This window comes from Methylobacterium sp. Leaf104, from assembly GCF_001422885.1.
Classification (GTDB): Bacteria; Pseudomonadota; Alphaproteobacteria; order Rhizobiales; family Beijerinckiaceae; genus Methylobacterium.
Window position 1 is genome coordinate 151,548 of record NZ_LMMZ01000002.1, and the last position, 25,566, is coordinate 177,113.

A 25,566-nucleotide genomic window follows, 5' to 3' on the forward strand; every position below is an offset into this window, starting at 1 on the left:
TCACGGATCCAGCGTGACGCTCAGGCCGTCATAGGCCGGCACGACGTTCGGCGGCAGCTTGGCCGCCAGGGTCGCGTAGTCGAGATCCGTGTGCAGGTTCGTCAGGATGGCCCGGCGCGGGCGCACCGTCTCGATCAGCGCCAGGGCATCCGAGACCGAGTAATGCGTCGGGTGCGGGGTCTCCCGCAGGGCGTCGATGATCAGCAGGTCGAGGCCGTGCAGCCGCGCCTGCGACGCCTCCGGCATCAGGCTGACGTCGGGCGCGTAGGCCGCCGGGCCGAAGCGGAAGCCGAGGGCCGCCTCGTTGCCGTGCTCCATGCCGAAGGGCAGGGCCGTGACCGCGCCGCCCGGCCCCTCCACCACCGTCGTCTCCCCGTCCGCCAGGTCGTGCATGTCGAGGATCGGCGGATACTCGCTGCCGGGGGGCGTCTCGAAGCAGTAGCCGAACCGCGCCTCCAGGAGGCTGCGCGTCCGGGCATCGGCGAAGACCGGGATGCGCCGGCGCATGTGGATCACCAAGGCGCGCACGTCGTCGATGCCGTGGGTGTGGTCGGCATGGGCGTGGGTGAACAGGATCGCGTCGAGGCGCTGGACCGCCGCGTCGAGCAATTGCTCGCGCAGGTCCGGCGCGGTGTCGACGAGGAGGGTGGTGGGCGCCCCGGCATCGCCCTGCCGTTCCACCAGGAGCGAGCAGCGCCGGCGCCGGTTGCGCGCCTCCCGGGGGTCGCAGGCGCCCCAGCCGTAGCCCACGCGGGGCACCCCGCCGGATGAGCCGCAGCCGAGGATCGTCAATCGCAATGCGCCCATCGGCACCTCCGCCCCCGTTGGTACCGGAGGGGGCCCGGGCCTGTCACGCCCGATCCGGCCCCCTCCCCGGCTCAGGCCGCGGCCTTGTGGAACAGGCGGTGGAAATTGGCCGTCGTCAGCGCGGCGAAGTCCGCCACATCCATCTCGAGGGTCTGGGCGAGGGAGCGGGCAGTGTCCGCCGTGTAGGCCGGTTCGTTGGTGCGTCCGCGATGCGGCTCGGGCGCCAGGAAGGGGGCGTCGGTCTCCACCAGGAGACGGTCGGGCGGCACCGACCGGGCGATCGCCCGCAGGTCGTGGGAGCGCCGGAAGGTGACGATGCCGGAGAAGGACACGCAGAAGCCGAGCGCGACGCCGACCTCGGCGAGGCGGGCGCCCGACGAGAAGCAGTGCAGGACGGCCGTGAAGGCGCCGCGCGCCATCTCGTCGACCAGGATGGCCTCCATCTCCGCATCGGCGTCGCGGGAATGGATGACCAGCGGCAGGCCGGTCTCGCGGGCGGCCGCGATGTGGCGGCGGAAGACCCGCTCCTGCACCGCCTCGGGGGCGGCGTTGTCGTAGTGGAAGTCGAGGCCCGACTCGCCGATGCCGACGCAGCGGGGGTGGTGCGTGCGCGCCACGATGGCCTCGGTCGGCACGTCGGGCTCAGTCCCCGCCCCGTCCGGATGGGTGCCGACGGTGTGCCAGATCTCCGGGTTGGCCTCGGACAGGGCCTCGTAGGTCCGGGCCTTGGCGACCCGCGTGGAGATGGTCAGCATCCGGGTCACGCCGGCGGCGCGGGCCCGGGCGATGACGTTGGGCAGATCCTCCGAAAAATTCGGAAAATCGAGGTGGCAGTGGCTGTCGACCAGCATGAGGGGAGACTCGGAAAACGGTGGGGTGGGCAGGACGTCGTGGAAGTCGCCGGGGAAGTCGCCGCGGTTGACACCGCGGCTCACGCCGACGGCGCCTCCGGCTCGACGAAGCGCGGGAACAGGCCGACGGGGGCGGGGAGCGGCGTGCCGGGCACGAGGCGAGCGCCCTCCCCCACATCGGCCAGTCGGCGCCGGTCCGCCGGAACGGCGAGGAGGTCGAGGAGCCTGGCGCCGGAGCCCGGCATGAAGGGCTGCACCAGGATGCCGATGGCCCGCAGGGTCTCGGCCACGACGTAGAGCGAGGCCGCCATCCGGGCCGGATCGGATTTCCGCAGGACCCAGGGCTTCTGCGCGTCGAAGTAGCGGTCGGCGGCGGTGATCACGGCCCAGATCTCGGCCAGCGCCGTGTGCAGGGCGAGCTTGTCCATCGCCGCCCGCACGGTGGCGGGCAGCGCGTCGGCCAGGGCCAGCAGCGCCCGGTCGTCCTCCGTGAGGACGCCGTGTTCGGGAACCGTCCCGGACAGGTTCTTGGCGATCATCGAGAGCGAGCGCTGGGCGAGGTTGCCGAGGCCGTTCGAGAGGTCCGCCGTGTAGCGGGTGATGATCGCCTCGTGGCTGTAGTTGCCGTCGCCGCCGAAGGGCACCTCGCGCAGCACGAAGTGGCGCACCGCGTCGACCCCGTAGGTCGCGATCAGGTCCATCGGGTCGACGACGTTGCCGAGCGACTTCGACATCTTCTCGCCCTTGGAGAGCAGGAAGCCGTGACCGAAGACGCGCTTGGGCAGGGCCAGGCCGGCCGACATCAGGAAGGCCGGCCAGTACACCGCGTGGAAGCGGACGATGTCCTTGCCGATGACGTGCAGGTCCATCGGCCAGAATGCCCGGCGCGGATCGGCGTCGTCGGGAAAGCCCGTGACGGTGAGGTAGTTCGTCAGGGCATCGACCCAGACATACATGACGTGGTCGGGATGGCCCGGCACCGGCACGCCCCAGTCGAAATTGGTGCGGCTCACCGAGAAGTCCTTGAGGCCGGAGCGGACGAAGCTCGCGATCTCGTTGCGCCGGGTCTCGGGGCCGATGAAGTCGGGCTGGGCCTCGTAGAGGGCGAGGAGCCGGTCCTGGTAGGCCGAGAGCCGGAACAGGAAGTTCTCCTCCTCCATCCAGGTCACCGGCGTGCCGGTGGCCTTGGCCACGGGCACGCCGTCGGGACCGGTCTCGAGCTCGTCCTCGGCGTAGTAGGCCTCGTCGCGCACCGAGTACCAGCCGGCATATTTCGACAGGTAGAGGTCGCCGTTGGCCTCCATCCGGCGCCACAATTCCTGGGCGGCGGCATAGTGCGCGGGCTCGGTGGTGCGGATGAAGCGGTCGTGGCTGCAGCCCAGGGCCTCGGCCATGGCGCGGAAGCGCGCGGACATGTCGTCGACGAGTTCGCGCGGGGTGATCCCCGCCTTGGCGGCCGTCTGCTGGATCTTGACGCCGTGCTCGTCGGTGCCGGTGGAGAACAGCACGTCGTAGCCGTCGAGGCGCTTGAAGCGGGCGATCGCGTCCGTGGCGATCACCTCGTAGGCGTGGCCGATATGCGGCGCGCCGTTGGGATAGGAGATCGCGGTGGAGAGACCGAAGGTCTTCTCGGTTGCCGGGTCGGTGGCGGTCACGTCGAGGGATTCCCCGGATGCAGGGTTCACAGGATCAGGCCCCAGAATCGGGTCCTGGGATCACAGGACGGCGGGAGTCTACCATGCCGCGTCAGGCGGCGTCGCGGAGCGCGCCGGCCAGGTCGCCGAACAGGGACAGGACCAGCGGCCGGCGGTCGAGATTGTAGGTCGCGGCCTCCCGCGCGGCGCGGGCGATCTTGTCACACACCTCGACCAGGGCCGCAAGGCGGGCGGGCGGCGCGTGCCGGCGCCGGTCGAGCTCGGCCGAGACGAAGCGGAACACCGTGTCGAGGCTGGCCGAAAAGAGCTCGTCGGATTCCCGTGCCGAGAGTTTCTCGGCCAGCGCCAGGATGCGGCGCCAGTCCGGATGGTCGAGGCGGGCGAGCAGGGTCTCGACCTCCGCGACGAGGCCGGCCCGGGCGGGGTCGAGCAGGGCGACGGCCTCGGCGACCGAGCCCTCCGCGAGCTGTGCCGCCCGGGCGAGCGCCTCCGGGGCGGGCTGCACGAAGGGCGGGGCGAAGCCGCCGATCACCCGCGCCACCTCGGCCTGCGCGAGCGGGCGCAGGGTCAGGGCCCGGCAGCGCGAACGGATGGTCGGCAGGAGCCGCCCCGGCGCGTGGCTGACGATGAGGAACAGGCAGCGGGGCGGGGGCTCCTCCACCATCTTGAGGAGCGCGTTGGCGCTGTTGGCGTTGAGGTCCTCGGCACTGTCGACGATGCAGATGCGGTAGCCCGCATTGCCGGCGGTGGAGCCGAACAGCGCGAGAGCGCCGCGGGCCGCATCCACCGAGATCCGGGTCGCCAGGGTCTTGGCGTTGGGGGGCCGGGTCCGGCGCAGGGCCACGAGGTTGGGATGCGACAGGGCCGCGACCTGGCGCGCCGCCGGATGGCCCGGATCGACGGCGAGGCTCGCGGGTGCGCCCTGCGCCGCCGGGTTGGCGATGAGCCAGCGGGCGACCCGGTAGGCCAGCGTCGCCTTGCCGATGCCGCGCGGGCCGCCGATGAGCCAGGCGTGGTGCAGGCGCCCCGCGGCGATCGCCTCGACGAAGGCGGCCTCGGCCTCGGCATGGCCGACGAGGTCGGCCTGCTCGCGCGGGCGCGGGACCTCGGTCAGGTCGCCGGGCTCGACATCCTCGGGCGCGCGCTCAGGCCGCATCGCCGTGCTCCGTCCCGGGGCGGTCGTCGCTCCGGCCATGAGCCTGCGCAGGCAGCAGTCCGGCCTGCGCAGGCCGCAGCCCGGGCAGGCGCTCGGCCACCGCGGCGCGGATCGCGGCCTCGACGGCATCGGCGGGCAGGGCGGCGTCGACGATCGCGCAGCGCCCGGGCTCCTCTGCCGCGATGGCGAGGAAGGCGTTGCGCAGGCGGGCATGGAAGGCGAGGGCCTCGGCCTCGAAGCGGTCGACCGCACCGTCGGACCCCGCGTCGCGGCGCGCCCGCGCGCGGGCGAGCCCGAGTTCCGGGTCGCAGTCGAGGATCAGGGTCAGGTCGGGACGGGTCGGGCCGACGACGACGCCCTCGAGGGCGCGCAGGGCGGCCGGGTCGAGGCCGCCGGCCGCGCCCTGGTAGGCCCGGGTCGAGTCGGCGAAGCGGTCGCAGAGCACGATCTCGCCCCGCGCCAGCGCCGGGCGGATCAGGGTGTCGAGGTGGTCGATCCGGGCGGCGGAGAACAGCAGCGCCTCGGCGAAGGGGCCGTAGGGCTTGGCCAGCCCCGCGAGCAGCGCCTCGCGGATGCGCTCGGCCTTGGCCGAGCCGCCGGGCTCGCGCGTCGTCAGCACGGGACGGCCGGATTCCAGCCGGAGTCGCGCGGCGAGGCGGCGGATCTGCGTCGACTTGCCGGTCCCCTCCCCGCCCTCGAAGGTGATGAAGGTCCCTCCCCGCGTCCCGGGCGCCGTCACGACTTCGCGCCGGCCTTCTCGAACGCCTTGCGGAACAGGCCGGTGCCGACCTCCCAGGCCGCGTCGAGTGCCCGCTGCGGGAGGGTGCCGGCCTCCACGGTGTCGCCGGCATAGAGGGGCTGGTCGAGGGCCTGGGTGTCGCCGCGGGTGATGCGCAGGCGGCCGACCTCGCGGCCCTGCTCCACCGGGGCGACGAGGGGCCCCTGGTAGACCACCCGGGCGGTGATCTTGTCGCCGGAGCCGCGCGGCAGCAGCACGCGCACGGCCTTCCTGGCGACGAGGGGCACGCTGCCGGCCGCGCCGCCATACACCGAGGCCTCCGCCACGGTCTCGCCGGCGCCGAAGACCTGGCGCGGCTCGAAGGCACGGAAGCCCCATTCCATCAGCTTGCGCGATTCCGCCGCCCGGTCGCGGGCGGTCTTGAGGCCGCTCACCACCATGATCAGGCGCTGCCCGTTCTGCACCGCCGAGCCGGTCAGGCCGTAGCCGGATTCCTCGAGGTAGCCGGTCTTCAGCCCATCGGCGCCGATGTCGAGGGTGAGCAGCGGATTGCGGTTCTGCTGCTTGATCTTGTTCCAGGTGAACTCGCGCTCGGCGAAGATCTTGTACAGGTCCGGGTAGGTCTCGATCAGGTGCAGGGCGAGCTTGGCGAGGTCGCGCGCGGTCACCTTCTGGTCGGGGGCCGAGTAGCCGGTCGCGTTGCGGAAGGTCGAGCGCGTCAGGCCGATCTCCCGGGCCCGGGCCGTCATCATGCGCCCGAAATTCTCCTCCGAGCCGGCGATGCCCTCGCCGATGGCGATGGCGGCATCGTTGCCCGACTGCACGATGAGGCCGCGCAGCAGGTCGGACAGCTTGATGCGGCTGTTGAGCTGGGCGAACATCGAGGAGCCGCCGCCCCCCGCCCCGCCCCGGCGCCAGGCGTCCTCGGTGATCTGGAACTCCGAGTCCATGGTGAGCCGGCCCTGCCGGATCTCGTTGAACACGATCTCGGTGGTCATCAGCTTGGCCATGCTGGCCGGGGAGAAGAGCTCGTCGGCACCCTTCTCGAACAGCACCGAACCGGAATCGGCATCGATCAGGATCGCGTGGGGTGCCGCCGTCTGGAAGCTCTGGGCCAGGGCCGAGCCCGCCGCGAACAGGCTCAGGGCCGCGGCCAGCACCAGACCCGACACCGCCGCGCGCGCCGATCCGGTCCGACCCGCGAGGACCACTCTCACACTCATACCCTGTCTCACGCCCTGCCTCACGCCGACCCGCGCAGCGCCCCCACGATCAAGCGTGACGTTACAGGCATTCGCCGCCGAGATCGAACGCAAATCACGCGGGATTCCCATCGCGCGTCGATGCGTCCTGCCGGCCACGGGCACCCCGCGGGTCAGCGGGCCTCCGCGAATTGGGCGCGGGTCCGGGCCGGGGCCTTGGCCGCGACGGCCGTGCGCGCCGCGGCGGGAGCCTTGGACGACGCGGCGGCCTTGGCCGCGCCAGCCGACTTGCCGAGGTCGGTGGACTTGCCGAGGTCGGCCGACTTGCCGAGGTCGGCCGACCGGCCGGAGGGCACGGCTTTCGCGACCAGCACGGGCTTGGCGGCCGGTACGGGCTTGGCGAGCGGCCCGGGCTTGGCGCCCGTCGGCGCCTGGGCGGCCATGCGGGGGGCGGGCTGCGCCCCCGCCCGGGCCGGGGAGACGTCGGCCGCCAGCCTGGCGAGGGAGGCCTTCGAGGCCGGCGCTCCCGGGGTCGCGGCGAAGCGGGCGGCGGCGCGCGGGTCGGCCTTGGCCGGCATCGCACCGGCCTGAGCGAATTTCGGCGCGCCCTTGCCGGTCTGCGGCGCCGCGGCGAGGCGGCTCGCGGCGGCGTGCGGCTCGGGCCTCGCCCCGGCGAGCCGCAGCGGCGGCGGAGTCAGGCTCAGGGGTGCGGGCCGGGCGGCGGCCAGGGTCGGGTGCGGTTCGGACGGGCCGTGCCGCACGGGCCGGAACCCATCGGCCCGCACCGCCGTCGGCTGCAGGGCGGCCGGGACCGCCACGGTGGCGGCGCTCGCCACCAGGATGGGGGCCGGCTTGACCGGACGGGGGGCCGGAGCCGCCTCGGCCGCCTCGGCGGCGTTCTCGCCGGCCGACGGCCGGTCGTCGGCCTCCTTGAAGGCCAGGGCCGGGCGGCTCGCCCGGGCGAGGCGCTCCGAGGAGACCTGCGGCGCGTCCGGGCCGAGATCGGCCAGCATGACCGGCGCCGCGCCGCGGATGGCGGCGGGCTGGCCGTCGGTGCGCAGGGTGGCGAGGAGCTTGCGGTCGTCGCTGCCGGCGGTGGAAGCCTTGCCGGCATACTCGACGCGCACCCGCGCGGTGCCGCTGCGGCGGAATTCCAGGGCCTCGGCCACCTCCTCGGAGACGTCCATCAGGCGGTTGGCATGGTAGGGGCCGCGATCGTTCACCCGCACGATCATCGAGTGGCCGTTGGAGAGGTTGGTGACGCGGGCGTAGCTCGGCAGCGGCAGGGTGGGGTGCGCGGCGGCGATGGAGTGGCGGTCGAACACCTCGCCGTTGGCGGTCATGCGCCCGTGGAAGGCCGAGCCGTACCAGGAGGCGAGGCCCTCGCGGACGTAGCCCTTGGCATCCTCGCGCGGGACGTAGGTGCGCCCCGCCACCACGTAGGGCTTGCCCGAGAAGCGGCGTCCGCCGCCCTTCGGGATCACGTCGCCCTCGTTGTAGAGGCGCGGACTGGCCTTCACGCCGTATTTCGGATCGAGGCTGGAGCCGCCGCCGGCGGTCCCGGCGAGCTTCTGCGGGGATTGCGCGCAGTTGGCGGTGGTGAGCGCCACGGCCGAGACCGCCAGCAGCCGCCAGAGCGGCAGCGGGGCCGCCCCCGGGTGTCCCGGCTTCGTCTTACGCGCCATCGCGATGATCCGCCTCAGCCCCCGCCCCGATCCACACGATACGCTTGAGAGGGACCACCGGCGGGCGAGAGCAGGACCGGATGGGCCCCCGGGAGCGGCGCGCCCCTCCCGAGACGGGCGAGAATGTCCGGGTGACGTAAAGGAAGGCTGAACGGGATCGGCTTTCGGCGGCCGGACGGAGCGGCGGCGGAGGCGAGGGCCAAGCCTCGTGCGGCGCACGCGCTGTCTCCGGCAAGCCCCTGAACGATCGGAGACAAAGCGCTTTCGCCGTGATCGCGCCCAGGGTTCGTCCGGTGCGGCGGAAGGCCGACCCGAAACATCGAGAAACCCCGGCAAATCATTGCCGGGGCTCGGGGTTTCGTCCTAGCGGCCGTCCGGCTCGTTGAGCTGGTCGATCGAGCGGGCGCCGCGCTGCTTGAACAGGAGGTCGAGGGCCTCGAGCATCAGGCCGTGCATCTTGGCGCGCTCCGCATGGGCAATGTCGCGCAGCTGATCGTAGACCGGCGGCTCCAGGTAGACCGACATCTGCCGGGCGCGCTGCTTCAGGGTGGCGCTGGGGCGCCGGAGGGCGGGGGCGCCCGTGTCGAGCTGGACGATTTCGGCGGTCTGCTGGAGTTTGCCCGACGGGGTCGAGGCGGCAACGATGGAGGCGAGGCTGAGCTTAGGCGGCTTTGGCATGCTTGCTCACCTGCATGCGCTTCTCAATCCAGCTCCAGAGCTTGCGCACCTCGAAGGCGGCCTGCCCCTTCGGGTTGAACTCGGTGACGCCCTGCCCGACGCCGATGGCGTCCTGGTGGTCCGTGCGGGCGACGATGTTGACGTCCGGCAGGATGCCGAGCACGGCGAGGCCGTCGGCGGCGTCGCGGATCCGGTAGGAGCGCGGCGGGGTCTGGTTCAGCACGAAGGCGAACTTCTTCTCGAGCCGGTAGATCGCCGCCAGGGTCGGCTTGAAGGCGCGCAGGTCCGCCGGCGTCGGGCGGCACGGGATGATGCAGAGGTCGGCGGCGCGGATCGCCGAGAGGGTGCCGGCAGAATCGACGCCGGGGGTGTCGATGAAGACGTAGTCGTAGGCGGACTCGCGCAGCTGGGCCATCACGCCCTCGATCTGCGTCGCGTCGATCTGCGCCACTTCCGGGCCCTCGGCGGTGCGATGGTCGAGCCAGTCGCTGACCGTGGCCTGGCGATCCATCTCGAGGATGCAGACCGAGAGGCCGCGCTCCTGGGCGGCGACCGCCAGGGAGATGCAGAGCGTGCTCTTGCCGCTCCCCCCCTTCTGGGTGACGAACGTGATGGCTTTCATCCTGGCATCCCTTCGCGAGCGTCGACGAGTTCGGGTGACGGTTGTGGCGGACGGATCCGGCAGTCCGGATCGCCGGCGGACGGGGCGGTGGCGCCCGTCCTGTGACCCAAGGATGCTGCGATCCCGGATGTCGCCGATCATGGTTAACCAACGGTTAAGCCCCGGCCGGCCGGCGAAGGGCCGCAAGGCAATCTGAGGTTGCCTTTCTTGCGGTCAGCGCGTCGGATGCCCTTCACGTATCCGTCGTTTCGCTCTACGATATTCGCGTGTCGGATGCCGCGCGTTGCCGAAACGGCAACCTCAGGTCGTCTCGACAGGTCCGATCCCGCCGCTGAGGAGGCCCATGACGCGATCCCCGCCGCCGGATTCGGAGGCCGACATCCCCGGCGGCCTGCAGGCGGCCCTGGCCGCCTCGGGCGTCGTCGGGGGGTGGGTGCACGACATCTGGGCGGACCGCCTCGTCGTCTCGGCCCCCGTCGCCCGGGCGCTCGGCTGGTCGCCGGAGGACGGCGCGCGGGGCGTGCCCCTGGCGTCCCTCCTCTCCCGCACCCACGAGGAGGACCGCGCGCGGGTCGACAACGCGCTCCACGCGGCGATCGCCCGCGGCGGCGCCTTCGCGCTGTCCTTCCGCACCCGGGCGCCGCGCCGGCTCGACCTGCGCGGGCGCATCGAGCCCGACGCCGCCGGCCGGCCGGTGCGGGCGCGCGGCATCGTCCTCGAACCCGCCGAGGACCGCGTGGCCGGCATCCGGGACCAGCATGCGGTGAACCGGATGGCCGAGCACGCCATCGCCCTGCGCGGCCTCGCCGACGATCTCGCCCGGCCCGGCCTGTCGCGCCTCCTCGACCGCCTGATGGTCGAGATCGGCCACGAGCTCGCCCGCCACCTCCGGGACGCCCAGGACGGACGGCGGCATTGAACGGCCTCGCCGAAAGGCAAGAGACAAGAGACGGGATCAGCGGGGCAGGGCCGTGGCCTCCCGCGCCGGGCGGATCCGGTGGCTCGCGAGGGCACGCAGGGCCGCCCCGGCCCCGGGTCGCGCCAGGGCCTCGCCGTAGGCGGCGATCAGGCCGGCGCAATCGCGGGCGATCCGGGCCGGCGGCGCGGGCGGGTCGGCTTCCGCGCGGATCCCCGGCCCGGCCGCGCGGGCGAGGACGCGCGCCGCCGCGTCGTCGGCCAGGATCTCCTGCGCGGCCAGGAGATCGCCCTCCCCGCCGATGGCGAGGCAGGCGTCGGGGTCGGCGCGCCGCATCGCCCGCAGGAGCACGCGGCCCGCTTCGACCCAGGTGGCGTCGTCGGCGCCGCGCAGGATGCGGGCGAGCGTGCGCCCGGCCCGCGCCCGCAGGCGATCGAGGGCCGCGCCCTCCGGCAGTCCGGCCCGATAGCCGTCGAGATAGGCGGCCGCGAGGGCGTCGAGGATCCCGCCCCGCTCCGCGAGGGCGTCGAGGAGCGGCAGCGCGCGCAGGATCGCCGCCCGGGCGCCGGCCGGGCTCGGATCGTCGTCGAGGGTGGAATCCGGGAAGCGGTCGGTGTCGACCAGTTCGGTGGCGACCCGCGCCTCGACCAGGCGGGCGGGGTCCGGGATCCACAGGCTGTCGGAGGCGATCCCGAGGGCCTGCGCGGCGAAGGCCGGGTCGACCCCGGCGGCCAGGTAGGCCGCCCGCTCGGCCGCGGCGTCGGCCTGCACCACCTGCCCGAACAGGCCGGGATCGTAGGGCGCGTGGAAGCCGAGGCGGCCGTTCGTCACGAGGTAGCGCCCGGCGCCCCGCACGAAGGCGAGCGTGCAGGCCGAGACGCAATAATCCGGGACGTAGGTGGCGAGGCGCCGGGCGGCGATGAGGTCGCCGATCGCCGCCGCCTCCTCGACGAGGCCGCCCTCGCTGGTGAGATGGATGCGCGTCACCTCCGGATGGGCGGCGAGCAGGGCGGCGAGGCGCGCGGCCGTCCCCACCCCGATCTCCCCGGCGAACCGGATGTCGCGCCCGTGCGGCCCGAGGGCGAGGCGCGCCGGGGGGCCGGGCACCTGCGTGTGGAAGTGCTCCTCCAGGCGCAGGGACAGGGCGGCGTAGGCCGAGTTCAGGAGGGGAAGCGCCCAGGCGGCCGCCAGGACGGCGCAGGCGGCCAGCATCGCCCGGCGCATCCGCGCAAGCCCCCGCCCCCCGAACCCGCCCGCCCGAACCCCGTGCGACGCCATCCGCAAGCCCTCCCGATCCCGGCCGGCGACAGTCGTCGTCCCGGCTGGATCGGCCGATTATTGACTCCGCGAAGTCTCACGCAAACACCCTGCCAGTCCTGCGACAGTCACGGGCCGCGCCTGGATTGGAGAAAAGGGATTTTTGTTGATGTGTCCCGCCCGCAACGGAGGAGGATCACCTGCCGGCCGGACCCGGGACCGGACGATCCTTCCGGCGGACGGTCGACGATGTCGCAGGCGGCCTCAGGCCGGCTCGGAGGACTCGGGGGCCTCGGGCGAGCGCAGGAGGTAGGTGTCCATGATCCAGCCGTGACGGGCGCGGGCGGCCGCGCGGACGGCGCCGATCTCGGCGGCGACGTCGCCGAGGCGGCCCGAGACCAGGATCTCGTCGGCGGTGCCGAGGAAGGCGCCCCAGTAGATCGTCAGATCCGGGTCGAGGTGGTCGAAGCGGGGCCGGCCGTCGAGCATCACCACGGTGGCATCCGCGCCCTTGGGCAGGCCCCCGGCGATCTGCCGGCCGGTGGTGATGGTGATCGGCCCGCCGATGCGGTTGAGGGGAATCCGGTGGCCGGCCGCGAGCGCCTGGACGCTGGTGATGCCCGGGATCACCCGGACCGCGAGGTCGAGGGTCCCGCGGGCCAGGATGCGGTCGATGATCCGCAGGGTGCTGTCGTAGAGGGAGGGATCGCCCCAGACCAGGATGGCCCCGCAGCCCTCCGGGCCGAGTTCGCGCGCGATCATCGCTTCGTAGAGGGCCGCCCGCGCGGCGTGCCAGGCCTCGACGGTGGCCCCGTAATCCGAGGGGTTGCGGTCGCGCTCGGGGTCCTGCGCCTCCACGAAGCGGTAGGGCTTCTCGGTGAGGTAGCGGGCGCAGATCTCCCGGCGCAGGTCCACGAGCTCGGCCTTGGCGCGGCCCTTGTCGAGGGCGAAGACGACGTCGACGGTGTTGAGGGCGCCGATCGCCTGGATCGTCATGTGCTCGGGATTGCCGGTGCCGATCCCGATCACCAGGAGAGTTCTCATCGCGCGCCGTCCTCCGCTCCCGCCCGAGGCGGGTCCCGGGCCGCCCGCTTAGAGCATGCGGCGGGGCAGGGGAACCGTCCACGCGGAGAAACCCCGTGCGTTCCCAGTCCCTTATACCAGGGCTCACGGATCCCGACCCAGGGTCGGGATCCGTTGAGGTTCGGCGGGCGGCCGCCGCCGCGCGGTCGCGCGGGCAGACCTCGATGCGTCAGGCTCATCGAGGGCCGGCATCAGTGGGCTCCGGCGTGTCCGCCGGCACGCCGCGCGCGAAAACCGGCCTGTCGCCGCCCCGCCCCGTATGCTAAGCACGGCGCCGACATGACGCGCGTCCGGCACATGGCACTCTGGCTCGCTGCGGTGATCGCCCTGATCACCGTGGGCCTCGTGCCGTCCGGCGCCGAGGCCCATGGCGGCCATCCCCATGCCGCGGGCGTCGCCGCCCATGCCGCGGGCGTGGCCGCGACCGCCCTCCCCCCGGCCGCTTCGGCCGAGGTCCGGACCGGCGGAGAGGCTCTGCTGATCGAGACCCGGATGCTTCTGCCCCAGGCCGCCATCCGGACGGCCGTCGTGCTGTCGGCCTCCCCGACCCGGACGCTGAGCACCGGCGCCTGCGACGGCACCGGCTGCAATGCCGGCTGCCGGAGCCCGAGCGCCTGCTGCACCGGAGCCGGGCTCGCCCCGGACAGCGACGAGGCGGCGGGCCCGCGCGGGTCCGGCGACCGCGCCCTGGCGCGCGCCCTCCCCGCCCGGACGGACGTCGTCCCGGAAGCCCTTCCCGAACCGCCCAGATCCTAAGCCAGACGCTGCCCCGCGTCCGCCGGGCCTTCGAGCCTCCCCACGGGAGGCGCGAGGCCGGGACGCCGTTCCGTGTTCCCCGGCGAAAGAATCCTGGTCCATGTCCCGCTCCCTCGCGGCCGCCCTGCGCGCGCTCGCCCTCCTCGTCGCCCTCGCGCTCCTCGCCCCCCCGGCCCTGCCCATCCTGTCCGGGCCGGCCCAGGCCCACGAGGGCCACGATCATGGCGCGGAAGCGCCCCCCGCCCCGGCCGCGACCGCCCCGCGGGCGGAGGCCGTCTCCGAGCGTTTCGAGCTCGTCGCCGTGGTGCAGGGCACCGACCTCGTGCTCTACCTCGACGCCTTCGCCACCAACGCGCCCGTCCCGGAGGCGAGCGTCGCCGTGATGACGCCGGAGGGCCGGCGCAAGGCCGCCGAGACGGCGCCCGGCACCTACCGCCTCGCGGCCCCCTGGCTCGCGACCGGGGACGACCACGACCTCGTCGTCGGCGTCTCCGCCGAGGGCCGCACCGATCTCCTCAACCTCGACCTCCACCTGCCCGCCCCCGCCGAGACCGCGCCCGCCCCGGTGTCGGCCTCCGCCGCCGCCGCCTCGGCCGCCACCCTGGCCGACCGCCTCGCCCGGCAGAACCCGGTCGCCCTCGCGGCCGGCGGCTTCCTGATGGGGCTCGGGGTGTTCGCCCTGGCGCGTCGGCGGCGCGCGGGTTCCGTCCTGGTCGGCCTCCTCGCGGTCGGGGCGACGCTGGCGCTCGCCCTCCTCCTCGGCGGCGCGGCGCAGGCCCATGAGGGCCACGGCCCGGACGCGAAGGAGCCCCCCCTCACCCCGGCGGCGCTGACCGGCGGCACCCTGATGGAGCGGGCGCGGCGCCTGCCCGACGGCTCGGTCTTCGTGCCCAAATCGCTCCAGCGCCTGCTGGCCCTGCGCACCGGCCTGACGGCCGAGGCATCCGTCACCCGCAGCGCCGAGCTGCCGGGCCGGATCATCCCCGACCCGAATGCCAGCGGCGTGGTGCAATCCTCCGTCGGCGGCCGGCTGGCGCCACCGGAGCGGGGCTTTCCCCGCCTCGGCACGCGGGTGGCGCGCGGCGACGTGCTCGCCACCGTGACCCCGCCGGTCCAGGCGGTGGACGTCTCCGACATGCGCCAGCGCCAGGGCGAGCTCGACCAGCAGATCGCCATCCTGGAGCGCCGGGTCGGGCGCTTCGAGAAGCTCTCCACCACCGGCGCGGTGGCGCAGACCCAGCTCGACGACGCCCGCTCGGAACTCGGCGGCCTGCGGGACCGCCGCGCCGCCCTCGACGCCATCCGGCGCGAGCCCGAAGCCCTCGTCGCCCCGGTCGACGGCGTCATCGCCGAGGCGAACGCGGTGGCGGGCGCCATGGCGGCGCCCGGCACGGTGGTCTACCGCATCGTCGACCCGGGCAGGCTCTGGGTCGAGGCCCTCAGCTTCGAGGCCCTGGCCGAGGGCAGCCGGGCCACCGCGCGGACGGGCGACGGCGGCACCCTGCAGCTCGCCTATCGGGGCACGGGGCTCGCCGACCGCAACCAGGCGGTGCCGGTCCAGTTCGCGATTCAAGGCGACGGGCGGGGCCTGCGTCTCGGCCAGTTCGTCACCGTGCTGGCCCCCATCGGCCAGGCCCGTCCCGGCCTGCCGGTGGCGCGCTCGGGCGTGGTGCGGGCGGAGGGCGGCAGCCTCGTCTACGAGCATGTCAGCGCCGAGCGCTTCATGGGCCGCCCGGTACGGGTGGCCCCGCTGGATGCCGACCGGATGCTGGTGGATGACGGGATCGCGGCCGGGCGCCGCGTCGTGACCCAGGGCGCCGAACTCCTCGACCAGATCCGCTGAAAGGGACGCACCGATGTTCGAGACCATCGTCGCGCAGTCCCTGCGCAACCGCCTGCTCGTGCTGGCGCTCGCCGCCGCCCTGGTGCTGACCGGCCTCCTCGCCCTCACCCGCCTGCCCGTGGACGTGCTGCCGGACCTCAACCGCCCCACCGTCACGGTGATGACGGAGGCCGAGGGGCTCGCCCCCCCGGAGGTCGAGCAGCGCGTGACCTACCCGATCGAGACCCGGATGAACGGCCTGCCCGGCGTCACCCGGGTGCGCTCGGTCTCCGGCATCGGCCTGTCCATCGTCACCGTCGAGTTCGCCTGGGACGCCGACCTGTACCGGGCCCGCCAGTTCGTGGCCGAGCGCCTGGCGCTGGCCCGCTCGGAACTCCCCGCCACCGTGATGCCCCAGATGGGGCCGGTCTCCTCCATCATGGGCGGCATCCTGCTGGTGGCGGTGACCTCCGAGACCGCGACGCCGATGAGCTTGCGCGAGGCCGCCGACTTCACCATCCGGCCGCGTCTCCTCGCGATCCCGGGGGTGGCGCAGGTCATCCCCATCGGCGGCGAGGTGCGCCAGTTCCGGGTGGCGCCGAACCCCGCCGCCATGCGGGCGCTGGGCGTCACCAACGCCAGCCTGACCCAGGCGCTGGAGGGCTTCGGCACCAATGCGGGCGGCGGCTTCACCGATGCGGGCGCCCGCGAGGTGCTGATCCGCGCCATCGGCCGGACCATCGACCTCGACGACCTGCGCAACCTCGTGGTGACCACTCCGGCCGGGCCGGTCTACCTGCGCCAGGTCGCGGAGGTGGATTTCGCCCCCCGCCCCCGGCGCGGCGACGGCGGCTACATGGGCAAGTCCGCCGTGATCGTCTCGGTGGAGAAGCAGCCGGGCATCGACACCGTGCGGCTGACGAAGACCGTGGAGGACGCGCTGGCCCAGCTCGGCCCCAGCCTGCCCCCCGGCATCGCGGCCGACAAGATCCTGTTCCGGCAGGCGGACTTCATCGAGACCTCCCTGCACAACGTGGTGCAGGTGCTGCTGGAGGCCGTCGCCGTGGTGGCGGTGGTGCTGTTCGCCTTCCTGATGAACGCGCGCACCACCCTGATCTCGCTCACCGCGATCCCGGTCTCGATCCTCGCCACGGCGGCGATCTTCTCCGCCCTGGGGCTGTCGATCAACACGATGACCCTCGGGGGGCTCGCCATCGCCATCGGCGAGCTCGTCGACGACGCGGTGGTGGACGTGGAGAACATCCTGCGGCGCCTGCGCGAGAACCGGCAGGAGGGCTCGCCGCGCTCGTCCTTCGCGGTGATCGTGGCGGCCTCCAACGAGGTCCGCTCCGGCATCGTCTACGCCACCGTGATCATCTGCCTCGTCTTCGTGCCGCTCTTCGCCCTCTCGGGCATCGAGGGCCGGCTCTTCGCGCCGCTCGGGCAGGCCTACATCATCGCGATCCTGTCGAGCCTCGTCGTCTCCCTCACCCTGACGCCCGCCCTCGCCTCCTGGCTGCTCCCCGGGCTCAAGGGCCTGGAGGCGCCGGAGGGCCGGCTGATCCGCTGGCTCAAGGCCGGCAACACCCGGCTGGTGACCTTCGCCTTCGGCCATCAGCGCCGCGTGATGGCGGCGGCGGTGATCGGCGTGGGCCTCGCGGCCTATGCCGCCACCATCCTGCCGCGCGCCTTCCTGCCGGCGTTCAACGAGGGCTCCTTCACCGTCAACCTCGCCTTCACGCCGGGCATCTCGCTCGTCGAATCGAGCCGGATCGGCGCCATCGCGGAGGGGCTGGTGCTGGACATCCCGGAGGTGGACCGGGTCGGCCGCCGCACCGGCCGGGCCGAGCTCGACGAGCATGCCGAGGGCGTGCACTCCACCGATCTCGAGATCGGCATGAAAGCCGGCGGGCGGCCGCGCGAGGCCGTCGTGGCCGACCTGCGGGCGCGTCTCGGGGTGCTGCCGGTCTCGGTCAATATCGGCCAGCCGATCTCGCACCGCCTCGACCACATGCTCTCGGGAGTCAGGGCCGAGATCGCCCTCAAGCTGTTCGGCGAGGACCTCGACGGCCTGCGCCGCACGGCGGAAAGCCTCAAGGCGGAGTTCGAGACGATCCCCGGCATCACCGACCTCGCCATCGAGAAGCAGGTCCGCATCCCGCAGCTCGAGGTCCGGGTCGATTCCGGCCGCGCCGCCCTCTACGGCGTCGCCCCCGGCGCCGTGGTCGATGCGGTGAGCCGGCTGGCCAACGGGCGGGTGGTCTCCACCCTGGTCGACGGCCTGCGCCGCTACGACGTCACCCTGCGCCTGCCCGAATCCGGCCGCTCGGTGGCGGCCCTGCGCGAGCTCCTGATCGAGACGCCCAACGGCTGGGTCCCGGCCCATGCGCTCGCCGACATCGCCGAGCGCGACGGCCCCAACCAGATTCTTCGCGAGAACGGCCGGCGCAGGCTGGTGGTGCAGGCCAACACCCAGGCGGGGGCGGACGGCTCGGCCGTGGCCGCCGCCATCGCCGAGACCCTGGCGCGGACCACCCTGCCCCAGGGCATCACCGCGAACCTGGAGGGCGCGTTCCAGGCGCAGGGGGAGGCGACCCGCACCATCGGGCTCCTCAGCCTCGTCTCGCTGGCCCTGGTCTTCGCCCTGCTGGCGAGCCGCTACCGCTCCGGCGTGCTGGCCCTCATCGTCATGGGCAACGTGCCGCTGGCGCTGATCGGCAGCGTCACCGCCCTCTCCCTCACGGGGCTGCCCCTCTCGGTGGCCTCGATGATCGGCTTCGTGACGCTCACCGGCATCGTCGCCCGCAACGGCATCCTGAAGATCAGCCACATCCTCAATCTCGGGCTGACCGAGGGCCTGCCCTTCGGACCGGCCCTGGTGCTGCGGGCCAGCAACGAGCGGCTGGTGCCGGTGCTGATGACGGCGCTGGCGGCCGGCATCGCCCTGGTGCCGCTGCTGGTGGACGGCACGGCGCCCGGCAAGGAGATCCTCCACCCCGTCGCCGTGACCATCTTCGGCGGCCTGTTCAGCGCCACCCTGCTCGACGCGGCGCTCACCCCCGTCCTCGTCCTGCGCTTCGGCCGGGACGCCTTCGCCCGGCTGCAGGCGGCGCAGGCGCCGTCGGCCGATCCCGCCCCGGGCGCCCCCGCCCCGGCCCTCTTCTGATCCCACGGAGACGAACCCCATGACGATCCCGCGCACCCTGCTCGCGACCCTCGCCCTCCTCGCCCTGACGGCCGCCGCCCCGGCGGCGGAGGACCATCACCACGACGGGGACGGCCACGACCACGGCCACGGCACCCCGGGCCACACGCACAAGGGGCAGGCGAAGGCCGGGGCCGCCTCCCCCGCCACCAAGGCGTTCCAGGAAGCCGCCATGCGCATGCACGGCGACATGGAGATCCGCTATTCCGGCGACGTCGACCGCGACTTCGCCGCCGGCATGATCCCCCACCATGCCGGCGCCGTCGCCATGGCCCGGGTCGCCCTGCAATATTCGAAGGACCCGGAGGTCCGGGCGCTCGCCGAGGGCATCGTGAGGACGCAGGAGGCCGAGGTCGCCCAGCTGCAGGCCATCCTGAAGCGCAAGGACGCGGAGGCGAAGGCCGCGGCGCGCTGACGGGCGCCCCTGGTCGGGAACCGCCGCGGTTCTATCTGGAGCCTTTCCAGACAAGCCGGCCGAGGGCGCTTCCCGCATGAGCTTTCCCATCACGCTGACCGTGAACGGCGCGCGCCGCAGCGTCGTCCTGGAGGATGCCCGCGTCACCCTCCTCGACCTCCTGCGCGAGCGCCTCGACCTCACCGGGGCCAAGAAGGGCTGCGACCGGGGCCAGTGCGGCGCCTGCACCATCCTGGTCGAGGGCGTCCGGGTGAATGCCTGCCTGGCGCTCGCGGTCAGCCACGACGGGGCGTCGATCACCACGATCGAGGGTCTGGCCGAAGGCGAGGCCCTGCACCCGGTCCAGGCCGCCTTCCTCGAACACGACGGCTTCCAGTGCGGCTTCTGCACCCCGGGCCAGATCCTGAGCGCGGTCGGGCTGATCCGGGAGGGCCAGACCGGGGGCGACCCCGAGCGGGTGCGCGAGGGCATGAGCGGGAATCTGTGCCGCTGCGGCGCCTATGCGGGCATCACGGAGGCGGTGCTCAGCGCCCACACGGTGATGACCGGGCCGGACGTCCTGCCCGGCCGCCAGCTCGCGGAGGACGCGGCGTGAAGGTCTTCGACTACATCCGCGCCACGAGCGTCGCCGAGGCGGTGGCGGCGGCCGGCCGCCCCGGTGCGGCCTACCTCGCCGGCGGCACGAACCTCGTCGACCTGATGAAGGGCGGGATCACCCGCCCCGACACCCTGGTGGACATCACCCGCCTGCCCGGCCTCGACCGGATCGAGCGCGGCCCCGACGGCGCGACCCGGATCGGCGCCCTGGTGCGCAACGCGGCCCTGGCGCACGATCCTGTCATTGCCAAGCGCTACCCGGCCCTGGCGGAGGCCCTGCTCTCGGGCGCCTCGGGGCAGCTGCGCAACGTCGCCACCACCGCCGGCAACGTGCTGCAGCGGACCCGCTGCCAGTATTTCACCGACACCGCCAGCGCCTGCAACAAGCGCGACCCCGGCGCCGGCTGCGCGGCGCTGGGCGGCGTCACGCGGAGCCACGCGGTGCTCGGCTGGAGCGAGCACTGCATCGCCACGCACCCGTCCGACTTCTGCGTGCCGCTCGCGGCGCTCGACGCCACCGTCGAGATCGCGGGGCCGGGCGGCGCCCGCTCCGTGCCCCTGGAGGCGTTCCACCGCCTGCCGGGCGACGCGCCTCAGCGCGAGACCGTGCTGGAGCCCGGCGACCTCGTCGTCGCCGTCACCCTGCCGCCCGAGGCGGAGCACTTCGCGGCCCACAGCCGCTACCTCAAGGTCCGCGAGCGCACCTCCTACGCCTTCGCGGTGGTCTCGGCGGCGGTCGGATTGCGGATGGACGGGGACAGGATCGGCCAGGCCCGCATCGCGCTCGGCAGCGTCGCCCTGAAGCCCTGGCGGGCGCGGGCGGCGGAAGACCTGCTGGCCGGCGCCGCCCCCACCCCCGAGGCCTTCGCCAGCGCGGCCGAGGCGGCGCTGACCGAGGCCAGACCCTCGGGCGACAACGCCTACAAGATCGCGCTCGCCCGCCGCATCGTCGTCCGCGCGCTCACCCTCGCGGCCGCCGGCACGCCGGAGCGCGTGCCGGCGCTTCCTGCGAGTCCCTTTGCCGCCAGCCCCTCCCCCTCGGCCGGAGCCCCCGTCCATGCCTGAGCGTCAGCGCCACGGCGCCTCCATCGGCCAGCCCCTCACCCGGCGCGACGGCCATGCCAAGATCACGGGTGCCGCCCGCTACAGCGCGGATGTCAGGCCCGAGGGCCTGGCCCACGCGGTGATGGCGGTGAGTTCTGTGGCGCGCGGCCGGGTCGTCCATCTCGACGTCGCGGCGGCGCAAGCCCATCCGGGCGTGATCGCGGTGATGACCCCGGAGAACGCCCCGAAGCTCGCCAAGTCGCCGGACCTGAAGGACAATCCCTTCGCGTTCCGCCTCGACCTCCTGCAGAACGACGGCGTGCGCTACGCCAACCAGCCGATCGCGGTGGTCGTCGCCGACACCCTGGAGGCCGCCACCGAGGGCGCGGCCCTGCTCGCACCCCGCTACGAATCGGAAGCCGTCAGCGTCGCCCTCGGGTCCGGCGAGGTGTTCGCACCCGAGACCATCGGGGCCGGCTCCGCCACGAACGAGGGCGCGGGCGACCTCGCCGCCGGCATGGCGGCGGCCGAGGCGCGGATCGAGGCGACCTACGACACGGCGGCGCAGTACCACAATGCCCTGGAGCCCCATTCCAGCGTGGCCCAATGGGACGGCGACCGCCTGACGCTCCATACCCCGACCCAGGCGCTCTGGATCGCGAAGGGCCGGCTCGCCGGCCTCTTCGGCATCCCGCCCGAGAACATCCACGTGGTCTGCCCCTATCTCGGCGGCGGCTTCGGCTCGAAGGGCTTCATCGCCGCGCCGCAGATCCTCGGGATCATGGCGGCGAAGCTCGTCGGGCGCCCGGTCAAGCTGGTGACCCGGCGCGAGCAGATGTTCGGCCCGGTCGGCCACCGCGCCGCCACGCGCCAGACCCTGAAGCTCGGCGCCACCCGGGACGGGACCCTCACGGCTCTCGACCACCACACCCTGACCCTGACGAGCCGGCACGACGACTTCGTCGAGCCCTCCGGCATCCTCTCGCGCCACCTCTACGCGGCCGGCGCGATCGCGACCACGCACGCGGTCTCCCGGGCCGATATCGGCACGCCCATCTTCATGCGCGCCCCCGGCGAGGCCTCGGGCAGCGTCGCGGTGGAGAGCGCGCTGGACGAACTGGCCCTGGAGCTCGATCTCGACCCCCTGGAGATCCGCCTGCGCAACTACGCCGAGGTCGAGCCGATCACTCACCGGCCCTTCTCCTCGAAGGCCCTGCGCGAATGCTACGCGCAAGGGGCGGAGCGCTTCGGCTGGGCCTCCCGCCCGCGCCGGCCGCGCCAGATGCGCGACGCCGACGGGCTCCTGGTCGGCTGGGGGCTCGGCACCGCCACCTACCCGGCCGGGATGATGCAGGGCGAGGCCCGCGCCACCATCCGGGCCGACGGCAGCGCGCTGATCGAGACCGCCGCCCAGGACATGGGCCAGGGCGCCTGGACGGTTCTGGCGCAGATCGGCGCCGACGGGCTCGGGCTCCCGATCACCCAGGTCGAGCTGCGCATCGGGGATTCGAACCTGCCGAACGGCGGCCTGGCCGGCGGCTCCACCGGCACCGCCACCGGCGGCACGGCGGTCGACAACGCCGCCAAGGCCGCCATCGCCGCCCTGGCGGAGCTCGCCGTCAACGACCGCGCCTCGCCCCTCTACGGCGCCGGCAATGCCGGCGTCACGGCCTCAGACGGCCGCCTCGCGCGCCGGGACGACCCCGCCCGCTCCGAATCCTTCGGCGCGATCCTGGCCCGCGCCGGCAGGACCTCCGTCGAGGCCAAGGGACAGGGCCAGGGCGACCCCGCCACGCGAAAGACCTACGCGATGCACGCGCACGGGGCGGTCTACGCGGAGGTGAAGGTCGATCCGGACCTGGGCCAGATCCGGGTGACGCGCCTCGTCGGCGCCTTCGCGGCCGGGCGGATCATCAATCCGCACCTCGTGCGCAGCCAGTATTACGGCGGCATGATCTGGGGCGTGTCCCTGGCCCTGCACGAGCACGCGGTGCTCGACCCGCGCTCGGGCCGGGTGATGAACGGCAATCTCGCCGAGTACCACATCCCGGTGAATGCCGACGTGCCCGCCATGGAGGCGATCCTGGTGGAGGAGCACGACCCGCACGTGAACCCGCTGGGCATCAAGGGGGTGGGCGAGATCGGCATCACCGGCACCGCCGGCGCCATCGCCAACGCGGTCTGGCACGCCACCGGCGTGCGGGTGCGCGACATCCCGATCACCCTCGACCGGCTGCTGGGGTGAGGCGGAGGGCCGGCAGTCCCGGGGCCGCCGCCTAGTCGCGGATCAGCTTGCCGGAATAGACCACCGGACCGGTCGGCTGCCCGGTGGGCGAGCCGCCGGCCGGCTCGACGGAGACCGCGAAGGTGCCGGCCGCCAGCGCGTCTCCCCTGGCCGGCAGGATCAGCGCCCTGGCGCCGGTGCCCACGAGGCCGAGGGTCTTGGGGGCCGCGCCGGCGCCGACGTACCAGAGCTCCAGGCTGTGCCCCGCCGGGGTCTGCGCGCCCACCGGGCGCACCCGTGCGGTCCCGGCCCGGGTGTCGATGCTGACGAGGAGCGCCGGCGCCTCGCCGCCGCTGCTGACCACCGCGACGTAGCGCCCGTCGGCCTCGCCCGGCCCCGTGCCGGGACGCGGCCCGCCGACGGCGACGAACAGGGCGAGCCCGGCCGCCAGGGCCGCGGCCGCGCCGGCGGCCAGGCGCCAGCGCCGCAGGGATCCCTGCAGGGCGCCGATGCGGTCGTCGTTGGCGGCGGGTCCGAGATCGCCTCCGGGTTGGACCTTCGTCGAGACGGCGGGAAGCGGACCGTCGGCCGCGAGCTGCCGGGCGATCGCCGGCCAGACCCCCGGCCCCGGCGCGACGTCGGGCGCCCCGAGGGCGAGGGGCGCCAGGCGGCGCTCCCAGGCGTCGCGCGCCGCGCGGGCGGCGGGGTCCACGGCGAGTTCGAGGTCCACGGCCGCGCGCTCGGGCAGCGGCAGCGTGCCGAGCACGTACTCGGCCAGGCGCAGGTCGCGCTCCTCCGGATCGGGGGTCATGGCGCACCGTCCAGGCAGCCGCGCAGGGTCGCGAGGCCGCGATGCAGCCAGGTCTTGATGGTGCTCACGGGGCGGTCGTAGCGCAAGGCGAGGTCCTCCCGGGACTGGCCCTCGCAATAGGCCAGCACGATGCAGTCCCGGTGCAGCGCCTCGAGCCGGCCGAGGCAGGCCTGCAGCGCGTTGCGCCCGAGGATCGTGCCCTCGCTGTCGTGGGGGTCGGCCAGCCGCTCCACCCAATCCTCCCCGTCCTCGGTCGCCGGCCCCTGGACCTCGCTGCGCCGCCGCACCCCGTCGATCGCCCGGTTGCGGGCGATGGTACAGAGCCAGGCCAGCGGCCGTCCGGCCGCCGGGCTGTAGGAGGCGGCCTTCTGCCAGATGCGCAGGAACACGTCCTGCAGCACGTCCTCGGCCATGCCGCGATCCGACTGGATACGCAGGACGACGCCCAGAAGTTTCGGCGCCGTCCGGTCGTAGAGGACCCGCAGGGCGGCCTCGTCGCGCCGGCCGATGCGGGCGAGGAGGTCCGCCAGGACGGCCTCGCTGCCCGCGCCGTCCTCCGCAAAGGGACCATCAGGCAAGGGACCGCCACGCGGGGAACTGGCACGCAACGGCTGGGCTTCCTCTGTGTCCGGCGCGAGCGCGGTCGGTCCGGGGGCGGTCCTTCGGGCGGGATCGTCTCAACACAGGTTAACCGAGGCCGCGCCGGGGCGCCACCGCGCGCCTCAGCGACGCTCGTAGAGCAGGCGGGCGCGGATGGTGCCGTCGAGGGCCCGGATCTCCTCCAGCAGGCTCTCGGCGCCGGCATCGGTGACGTCGGTCTCCACCACCACGTACCCGACCTCGCCGTCGGTCTGGTAGAACTGCGCGGCGATGTTCACCCCCCGCCGGGCGAAGGTGTCGTTCAGGCGCCCCAGCATGCCCGGGATGTTGCGCTGGACGTGGATCAGGCGCGTGCCGGTGGGACGGGCGGGCAGTTGCACCTGCGGGAAGTTCACGGTGCCGATGGTCGAGCCGATGTCGGAGTAATCGACGAGCTTGCGCGCCACCTCGGAGCCGATGCGCTCCTGCGCCTCCTCCGTCGAGCCGCCGATATGCGGCGTCAGGATCACGTTGGGCAGGCCCTGGAGGGGACTGACGAAGCGCTCCTGGTTGGAGCCGGGCTCCACCGGGAACACGTCGACGGCGGCGCCCCGCAGGTGGCCGTCGCGCAGGGCGCCCGCCAGGGCGTCGAGGTCGACCACGGTGCCGCGCGCGTTGTTGATCAGGAAGGCGCCGGGCTTCATCGCCCGGATCTCGGCCTCGCCGATCATGTTGTGGGTCTCGGGCGTCTCCGGCACGTGGAGGGAGACCACGTCGCTCTGGGCCAGCAGGGTCTCCAGGCTGTCGGTGGGCTCGGTGTTGCCGTGGCGCAGCTTGTCGGTCTGGTCGTAGAACACCACCCGCATGCCCATCGCCTCGGCGAGCGTCGAGAGCTGCGAGCCGATATTGCCGTAGCCGACGATGCCCAGCGTCTTGCCGCGCACCTCCTGCGAGCCGGTGGCGGACTTGTCCCACTCGCCCGCATGGGCGCCCACCGAGCGCGGCACGATCCGGCGCAGCAGCATCACGATCTCGCCGATGACGAGCTCGGCCACCGAGCGGGTGTTCGAGTAGGGCGCGTTGAAGACCGGGATGCCGCGGTGGCGGGCAGCCTCGAGATCGACCTGGTTGGTGCCCACCGAGAAGCAGCCCACCGCCAGCAGGCGCTCGCCATGGGCCAGAGCCGCCGCGTCGAGCTGGGTGCGCGAGCGGATGCCGAGGATGTGCGTGCCGCGCAGCGCCTCGTGCAGGGCCTCCCGGTCCAGCGCCTTGGGCACCCGCACGACGTTGGTGTAGCCGGCGGCGGCGAAGAGCTCGGCGGCGCTGTCGTTGATGCCTTCGAGGAGCAGGACGCGGATCTTGTCCTTCGGGAAGGAGAGTCTTTCGGCCATGTTCGTCTTCTTCTGGATGTCGCGCCCGGCGGGGCGGATGCGGCGCCGGGCCTTGGGGCTGCGCGCGGCCG

Annotated in this window: 22 protein-coding genes; 8 read left to right on the forward strand and 14 right to left on the reverse strand. The window is 73.7% G+C overall.

All coding sequences use genetic code 11. The annotated features are described in order from the left end of the window. The 9 genes from ASF49_RS04615 to ASF49_RS04655 all read right to left on the reverse strand — a co-directional run bounded on the left by ASF49_RS04615 (position 1) and on the right by ASF49_RS04655 (position 9,395). Entirely contained in the window at positions 1–807 is an 807-nt protein-coding gene (locus ASF49_RS04615) for an MBL fold metallo-hydrolase (RefSeq protein ID WP_056468471.1), read from the reverse strand. 71 nt (positions 808–878) lie between these two features. After that, positions 879–1,658 (reverse strand): TatD family hydrolase, encoded by a 780-nt coding sequence (locus ASF49_RS04620; protein ID WP_056468684.1) that lies wholly within the window; start codon positions 1,656–1,658, stop codon positions 879–881. An 80-nt stretch (positions 1,659–1,738) separates the two neighbouring features. Next, positions 1,739–3,313 carry a methionine--tRNA ligase gene (gene metG / locus ASF49_RS04625; RefSeq protein ID WP_056468474.1) on the reverse strand — a complete coding sequence of 525 codons (1,575 nt, stop codon included), beginning with the start codon at positions 3,311–3,313 and terminating at the stop codon, positions 1,739–1,741. Positions 3,314–3,404: 91 nt separating this feature from the next. Next, a complete protein-coding gene (locus ASF49_RS04630) occupies positions 3,405–4,469 on the reverse strand; it encodes a DNA polymerase III subunit delta' (RefSeq protein ID WP_056468477.1) in 1,065 nt (354 codons plus the stop codon). Next, positions 4,459–5,208: a dTMP kinase gene (gene tmk, locus ASF49_RS04635; protein WP_056468480.1), complete on the reverse strand. Its 750-nt coding sequence runs from the start codon at positions 5,206–5,208 to the stop codon at positions 4,459–4,461. The genes ASF49_RS04630 and tmk overlap by 11 nt, the downstream gene beginning before the upstream one ends. Beyond that, a complete protein-coding gene (locus tag ASF49_RS24375; RefSeq protein WP_056468483.1) occupies positions 5,205–6,431 on the reverse strand; it encodes a D-alanyl-D-alanine carboxypeptidase family protein in 1,227 nt (408 codons plus the stop codon). Before ASF49_RS24375 ends, tmk begins: the two co-directional genes overlap by 4 nt. Before the next feature lie 152 nt (positions 6,432–6,583). Beyond that, a complete protein-coding gene (locus ASF49_RS04645) occupies positions 6,584–8,095 on the reverse strand; it encodes a septal ring lytic transglycosylase RlpA family protein (protein ID WP_056468486.1) in 1,512 nt (503 codons plus the stop codon). A 363-nt stretch (positions 8,096–8,458) separates the two neighbouring features. After that, the gene (locus tag ASF49_RS04650; RefSeq protein ID WP_056468489.1) at positions 8,459–8,773 is read right to left on the reverse strand and encodes a ribbon-helix-helix domain-containing protein; all 315 of its coding nucleotides are present in this window, start codon (positions 8,771–8,773) and stop codon (positions 8,459–8,461) included. After that, on the reverse strand, positions 8,757–9,395 hold the full coding sequence (locus tag ASF49_RS04655) for a ParA family protein (RefSeq protein WP_056468492.1): 639 nt from the start codon (positions 9,393–9,395) through the stop codon (positions 8,757–8,759). The genes ASF49_RS04650 and ASF49_RS04655 overlap by 17 nt, the downstream gene beginning before the upstream one ends. Before the next feature lie 343 nt (positions 9,396–9,738). Between ASF49_RS04655 and ASF49_RS04660 the strand changes: the two genes are divergently transcribed. Next, the gene (locus tag ASF49_RS04660) at positions 9,739–10,314 is read left to right on the forward strand and encodes a PAS domain-containing protein (protein ID WP_056468495.1); all 576 of its coding nucleotides are present in this window, start codon (positions 9,739–9,741) and stop codon (positions 10,312–10,314) included. 36 nt (positions 10,315–10,350) lie between these two features. Here ASF49_RS04660 and ASF49_RS04665 read toward each other — a convergent pair whose 3' ends face one another. Beyond that, positions 10,351–11,523 carry a hypothetical protein gene (locus tag ASF49_RS04665; RefSeq protein ID WP_056468499.1) on the reverse strand — a complete coding sequence of 391 codons (1,173 nt, stop codon included), beginning with the start codon at positions 11,521–11,523 and terminating at the stop codon, positions 10,351–10,353. Between the two features lie 309 nt (positions 11,524–11,832). Next, a complete protein-coding gene (cobF, locus tag ASF49_RS04670; RefSeq protein WP_056468501.1) occupies positions 11,833–12,612 on the reverse strand; it encodes a precorrin-6A synthase (deacetylating) in 780 nt (259 codons plus the stop codon). Positions 12,613–12,948: 336 nt separating this feature from the next. Between cobF and ASF49_RS04675 the strand changes: the two genes are divergently transcribed. The 7 genes from ASF49_RS04675 to ASF49_RS04705 all read left to right on the forward strand — a co-directional run bounded on the left by ASF49_RS04675 (position 12,949) and on the right by ASF49_RS04705 (position 22,735). Then, the gene (locus ASF49_RS04675; protein ID WP_082510863.1) at positions 12,949–13,407 is read left to right on the forward strand and encodes a hypothetical protein; all 459 of its coding nucleotides are present in this window, start codon (positions 12,949–12,951) and stop codon (positions 13,405–13,407) included. 100 nt (positions 13,408–13,507) lie between these two features. Next, a complete protein-coding gene (locus ASF49_RS04680; protein ID WP_056468507.1) occupies positions 13,508–15,250 on the forward strand; it encodes an efflux RND transporter periplasmic adaptor subunit in 1,743 nt (580 codons plus the stop codon). 13 nt (positions 15,251–15,263) lie between these two features. Continuing rightward, positions 15,264–18,395 (forward strand): efflux RND transporter permease subunit, encoded by a 3,132-nt coding sequence (locus ASF49_RS04685; RefSeq protein ID WP_056468510.1) that lies wholly within the window; start codon positions 15,264–15,266, stop codon positions 18,393–18,395. Positions 18,396–18,414: 19 nt separating this feature from the next. After that, positions 18,415–18,849 (forward strand): CopM family metallochaperone, encoded by a 435-nt coding sequence (gene copM / locus ASF49_RS04690; RefSeq protein ID WP_056468513.1) that lies wholly within the window; start codon positions 18,415–18,417, stop codon positions 18,847–18,849. A 76-nt stretch (positions 18,850–18,925) separates the two neighbouring features. Then, positions 18,926–19,444, forward strand: coding sequence for a (2Fe-2S)-binding protein (locus tag ASF49_RS04695; protein WP_056468516.1), 519 nt, complete (start codon positions 18,926–18,928; stop codon positions 19,442–19,444). Continuing rightward, positions 19,441–20,511, forward strand: coding sequence for an FAD binding domain-containing protein (locus ASF49_RS04700; RefSeq protein WP_056468519.1), 1,071 nt, complete (start codon positions 19,441–19,443; stop codon positions 20,509–20,511). Before ASF49_RS04695 ends, ASF49_RS04700 begins: the two co-directional genes overlap by 4 nt. Then, entirely contained in the window at positions 20,504–22,735 is a 2,232-nt protein-coding gene (locus tag ASF49_RS04705; RefSeq protein WP_056468522.1) for a xanthine dehydrogenase family protein molybdopterin-binding subunit, read from the forward strand. Before ASF49_RS04700 ends, ASF49_RS04705 begins: the two co-directional genes overlap by 8 nt. A gap of 31 nt (positions 22,736–22,766) precedes the next feature. Here ASF49_RS04705 and ASF49_RS04710 read toward each other — a convergent pair whose 3' ends face one another. The 3 genes from ASF49_RS04710 to serA form a co-directional block, all read right to left on the reverse strand. Beyond that, positions 22,767–23,525, reverse strand: a complete 759-nt coding sequence (locus tag ASF49_RS04710; RefSeq protein ID WP_056468525.1) for an anti-sigma factor — start codon at positions 23,523–23,525, stop codon at positions 22,767–22,769. Continuing rightward, positions 23,522–24,103: a sigma-70 family RNA polymerase sigma factor gene (locus ASF49_RS04715; RefSeq protein WP_082510865.1), complete on the reverse strand. Its 582-nt coding sequence runs from the start codon at positions 24,101–24,103 to the stop codon at positions 23,522–23,524. Before ASF49_RS04715 ends, ASF49_RS04710 begins: the two co-directional genes overlap by 4 nt. 144 nt (positions 24,104–24,247) lie before the next feature. Next, on the reverse strand, positions 24,248–25,495 hold the full coding sequence (serA, locus tag ASF49_RS04720; RefSeq protein ID WP_056468689.1) for a phosphoglycerate dehydrogenase: 1,248 nt from the start codon (positions 25,493–25,495) through the stop codon (positions 24,248–24,250). Positions 25,496–25,566: the final 71 nt, after the last annotated feature.

Coding starts and splice junctions, on each gene's coding strand:
- ASF49_RS04680 (WP_056468507.1), top strand. CDS start 13,508: ATGTCCCGCTCCCTCGCGGCCGCCCTGCGCGCGCTCGCCCTCCTCGTC.
- ASF49_RS24375 (WP_056468483.1), bottom strand. CDS start 6,431: ATGAGTGTGAGAGTGGTCCTCGCGGGTCGGACCGGATCGGCGCGCGCG.
- ASF49_RS04685 (WP_056468510.1), top strand. CDS start 15,264: ATGTTCGAGACCATCGTCGCGCAGTCCCTGCGCAACCGCCTGCTCGTG.
- serA (WP_056468689.1), bottom strand. CDS start 25,495: ATGGCCGAAAGACTCTCCTTCCCGAAGGACAAGATCCGCGTCCTGCTC.
- ASF49_RS04655 (WP_056468492.1), bottom strand. CDS start 9,395: ATGAAAGCCATCACGTTCGTCACCCAGAAGGGGGGGAGCGGCAAGAGC.
- ASF49_RS04615 (WP_056468471.1), bottom strand. CDS start 807: ATGGGCGCATTGCGATTGACGATCCTCGGCTGCGGCTCATCCGGCGGG.
- ASF49_RS04705 (WP_056468522.1), top strand. CDS start 20,504: ATGCCTGAGCGTCAGCGCCACGGCGCCTCCATCGGCCAGCCCCTCACC.
- ASF49_RS04675 (WP_082510863.1), top strand. CDS start 12,949: ATGGCACTCTGGCTCGCTGCGGTGATCGCCCTGATCACCGTGGGCCTC.
- ASF49_RS04630 (WP_056468477.1), bottom strand. CDS start 4,469: ATGCGGCCTGAGCGCGCGCCCGAGGATGTCGAGCCCGGCGACCTGACC.
- ASF49_RS04695 (WP_056468516.1), top strand. CDS start 18,926: ATGAGCTTTCCCATCACGCTGACCGTGAACGGCGCGCGCCGCAGCGTC.
- ASF49_RS04660 (WP_056468495.1), top strand. CDS start 9,739: ATGACGCGATCCCCGCCGCCGGATTCGGAGGCCGACATCCCCGGCGGC.
- cobF (WP_056468501.1), bottom strand. CDS start 12,612: ATGAGAACTCTCCTGGTGATCGGGATCGGCACCGGCAATCCCGAGCAC.
- ASF49_RS04650 (WP_056468489.1), bottom strand. CDS start 8,773: ATGCCAAAGCCGCCTAAGCTCAGCCTCGCCTCCATCGTTGCCGCCTCG.
- copM (WP_056468513.1), top strand. CDS start 18,415: ATGACGATCCCGCGCACCCTGCTCGCGACCCTCGCCCTCCTCGCCCTG.
- ASF49_RS04620 (WP_056468684.1), bottom strand. CDS start 1,658: ATGCTGGTCGACAGCCACTGCCACCTCGATTTTCCGAATTTTTCGGAG.
- ASF49_RS04710 (WP_056468525.1), bottom strand. CDS start 23,525: ATGACCCCCGATCCGGAGGAGCGCGACCTGCGCCTGGCCGAGTACGTG.
- ASF49_RS04665 (WP_056468499.1), bottom strand. CDS start 11,523: ATGCTGGCCGCCTGCGCCGTCCTGGCGGCCGCCTGGGCGCTTCCCCTC.
- ASF49_RS04645 (WP_056468486.1), bottom strand. CDS start 8,095: ATGGCGCGTAAGACGAAGCCGGGACACCCGGGGGCGGCCCCGCTGCCG.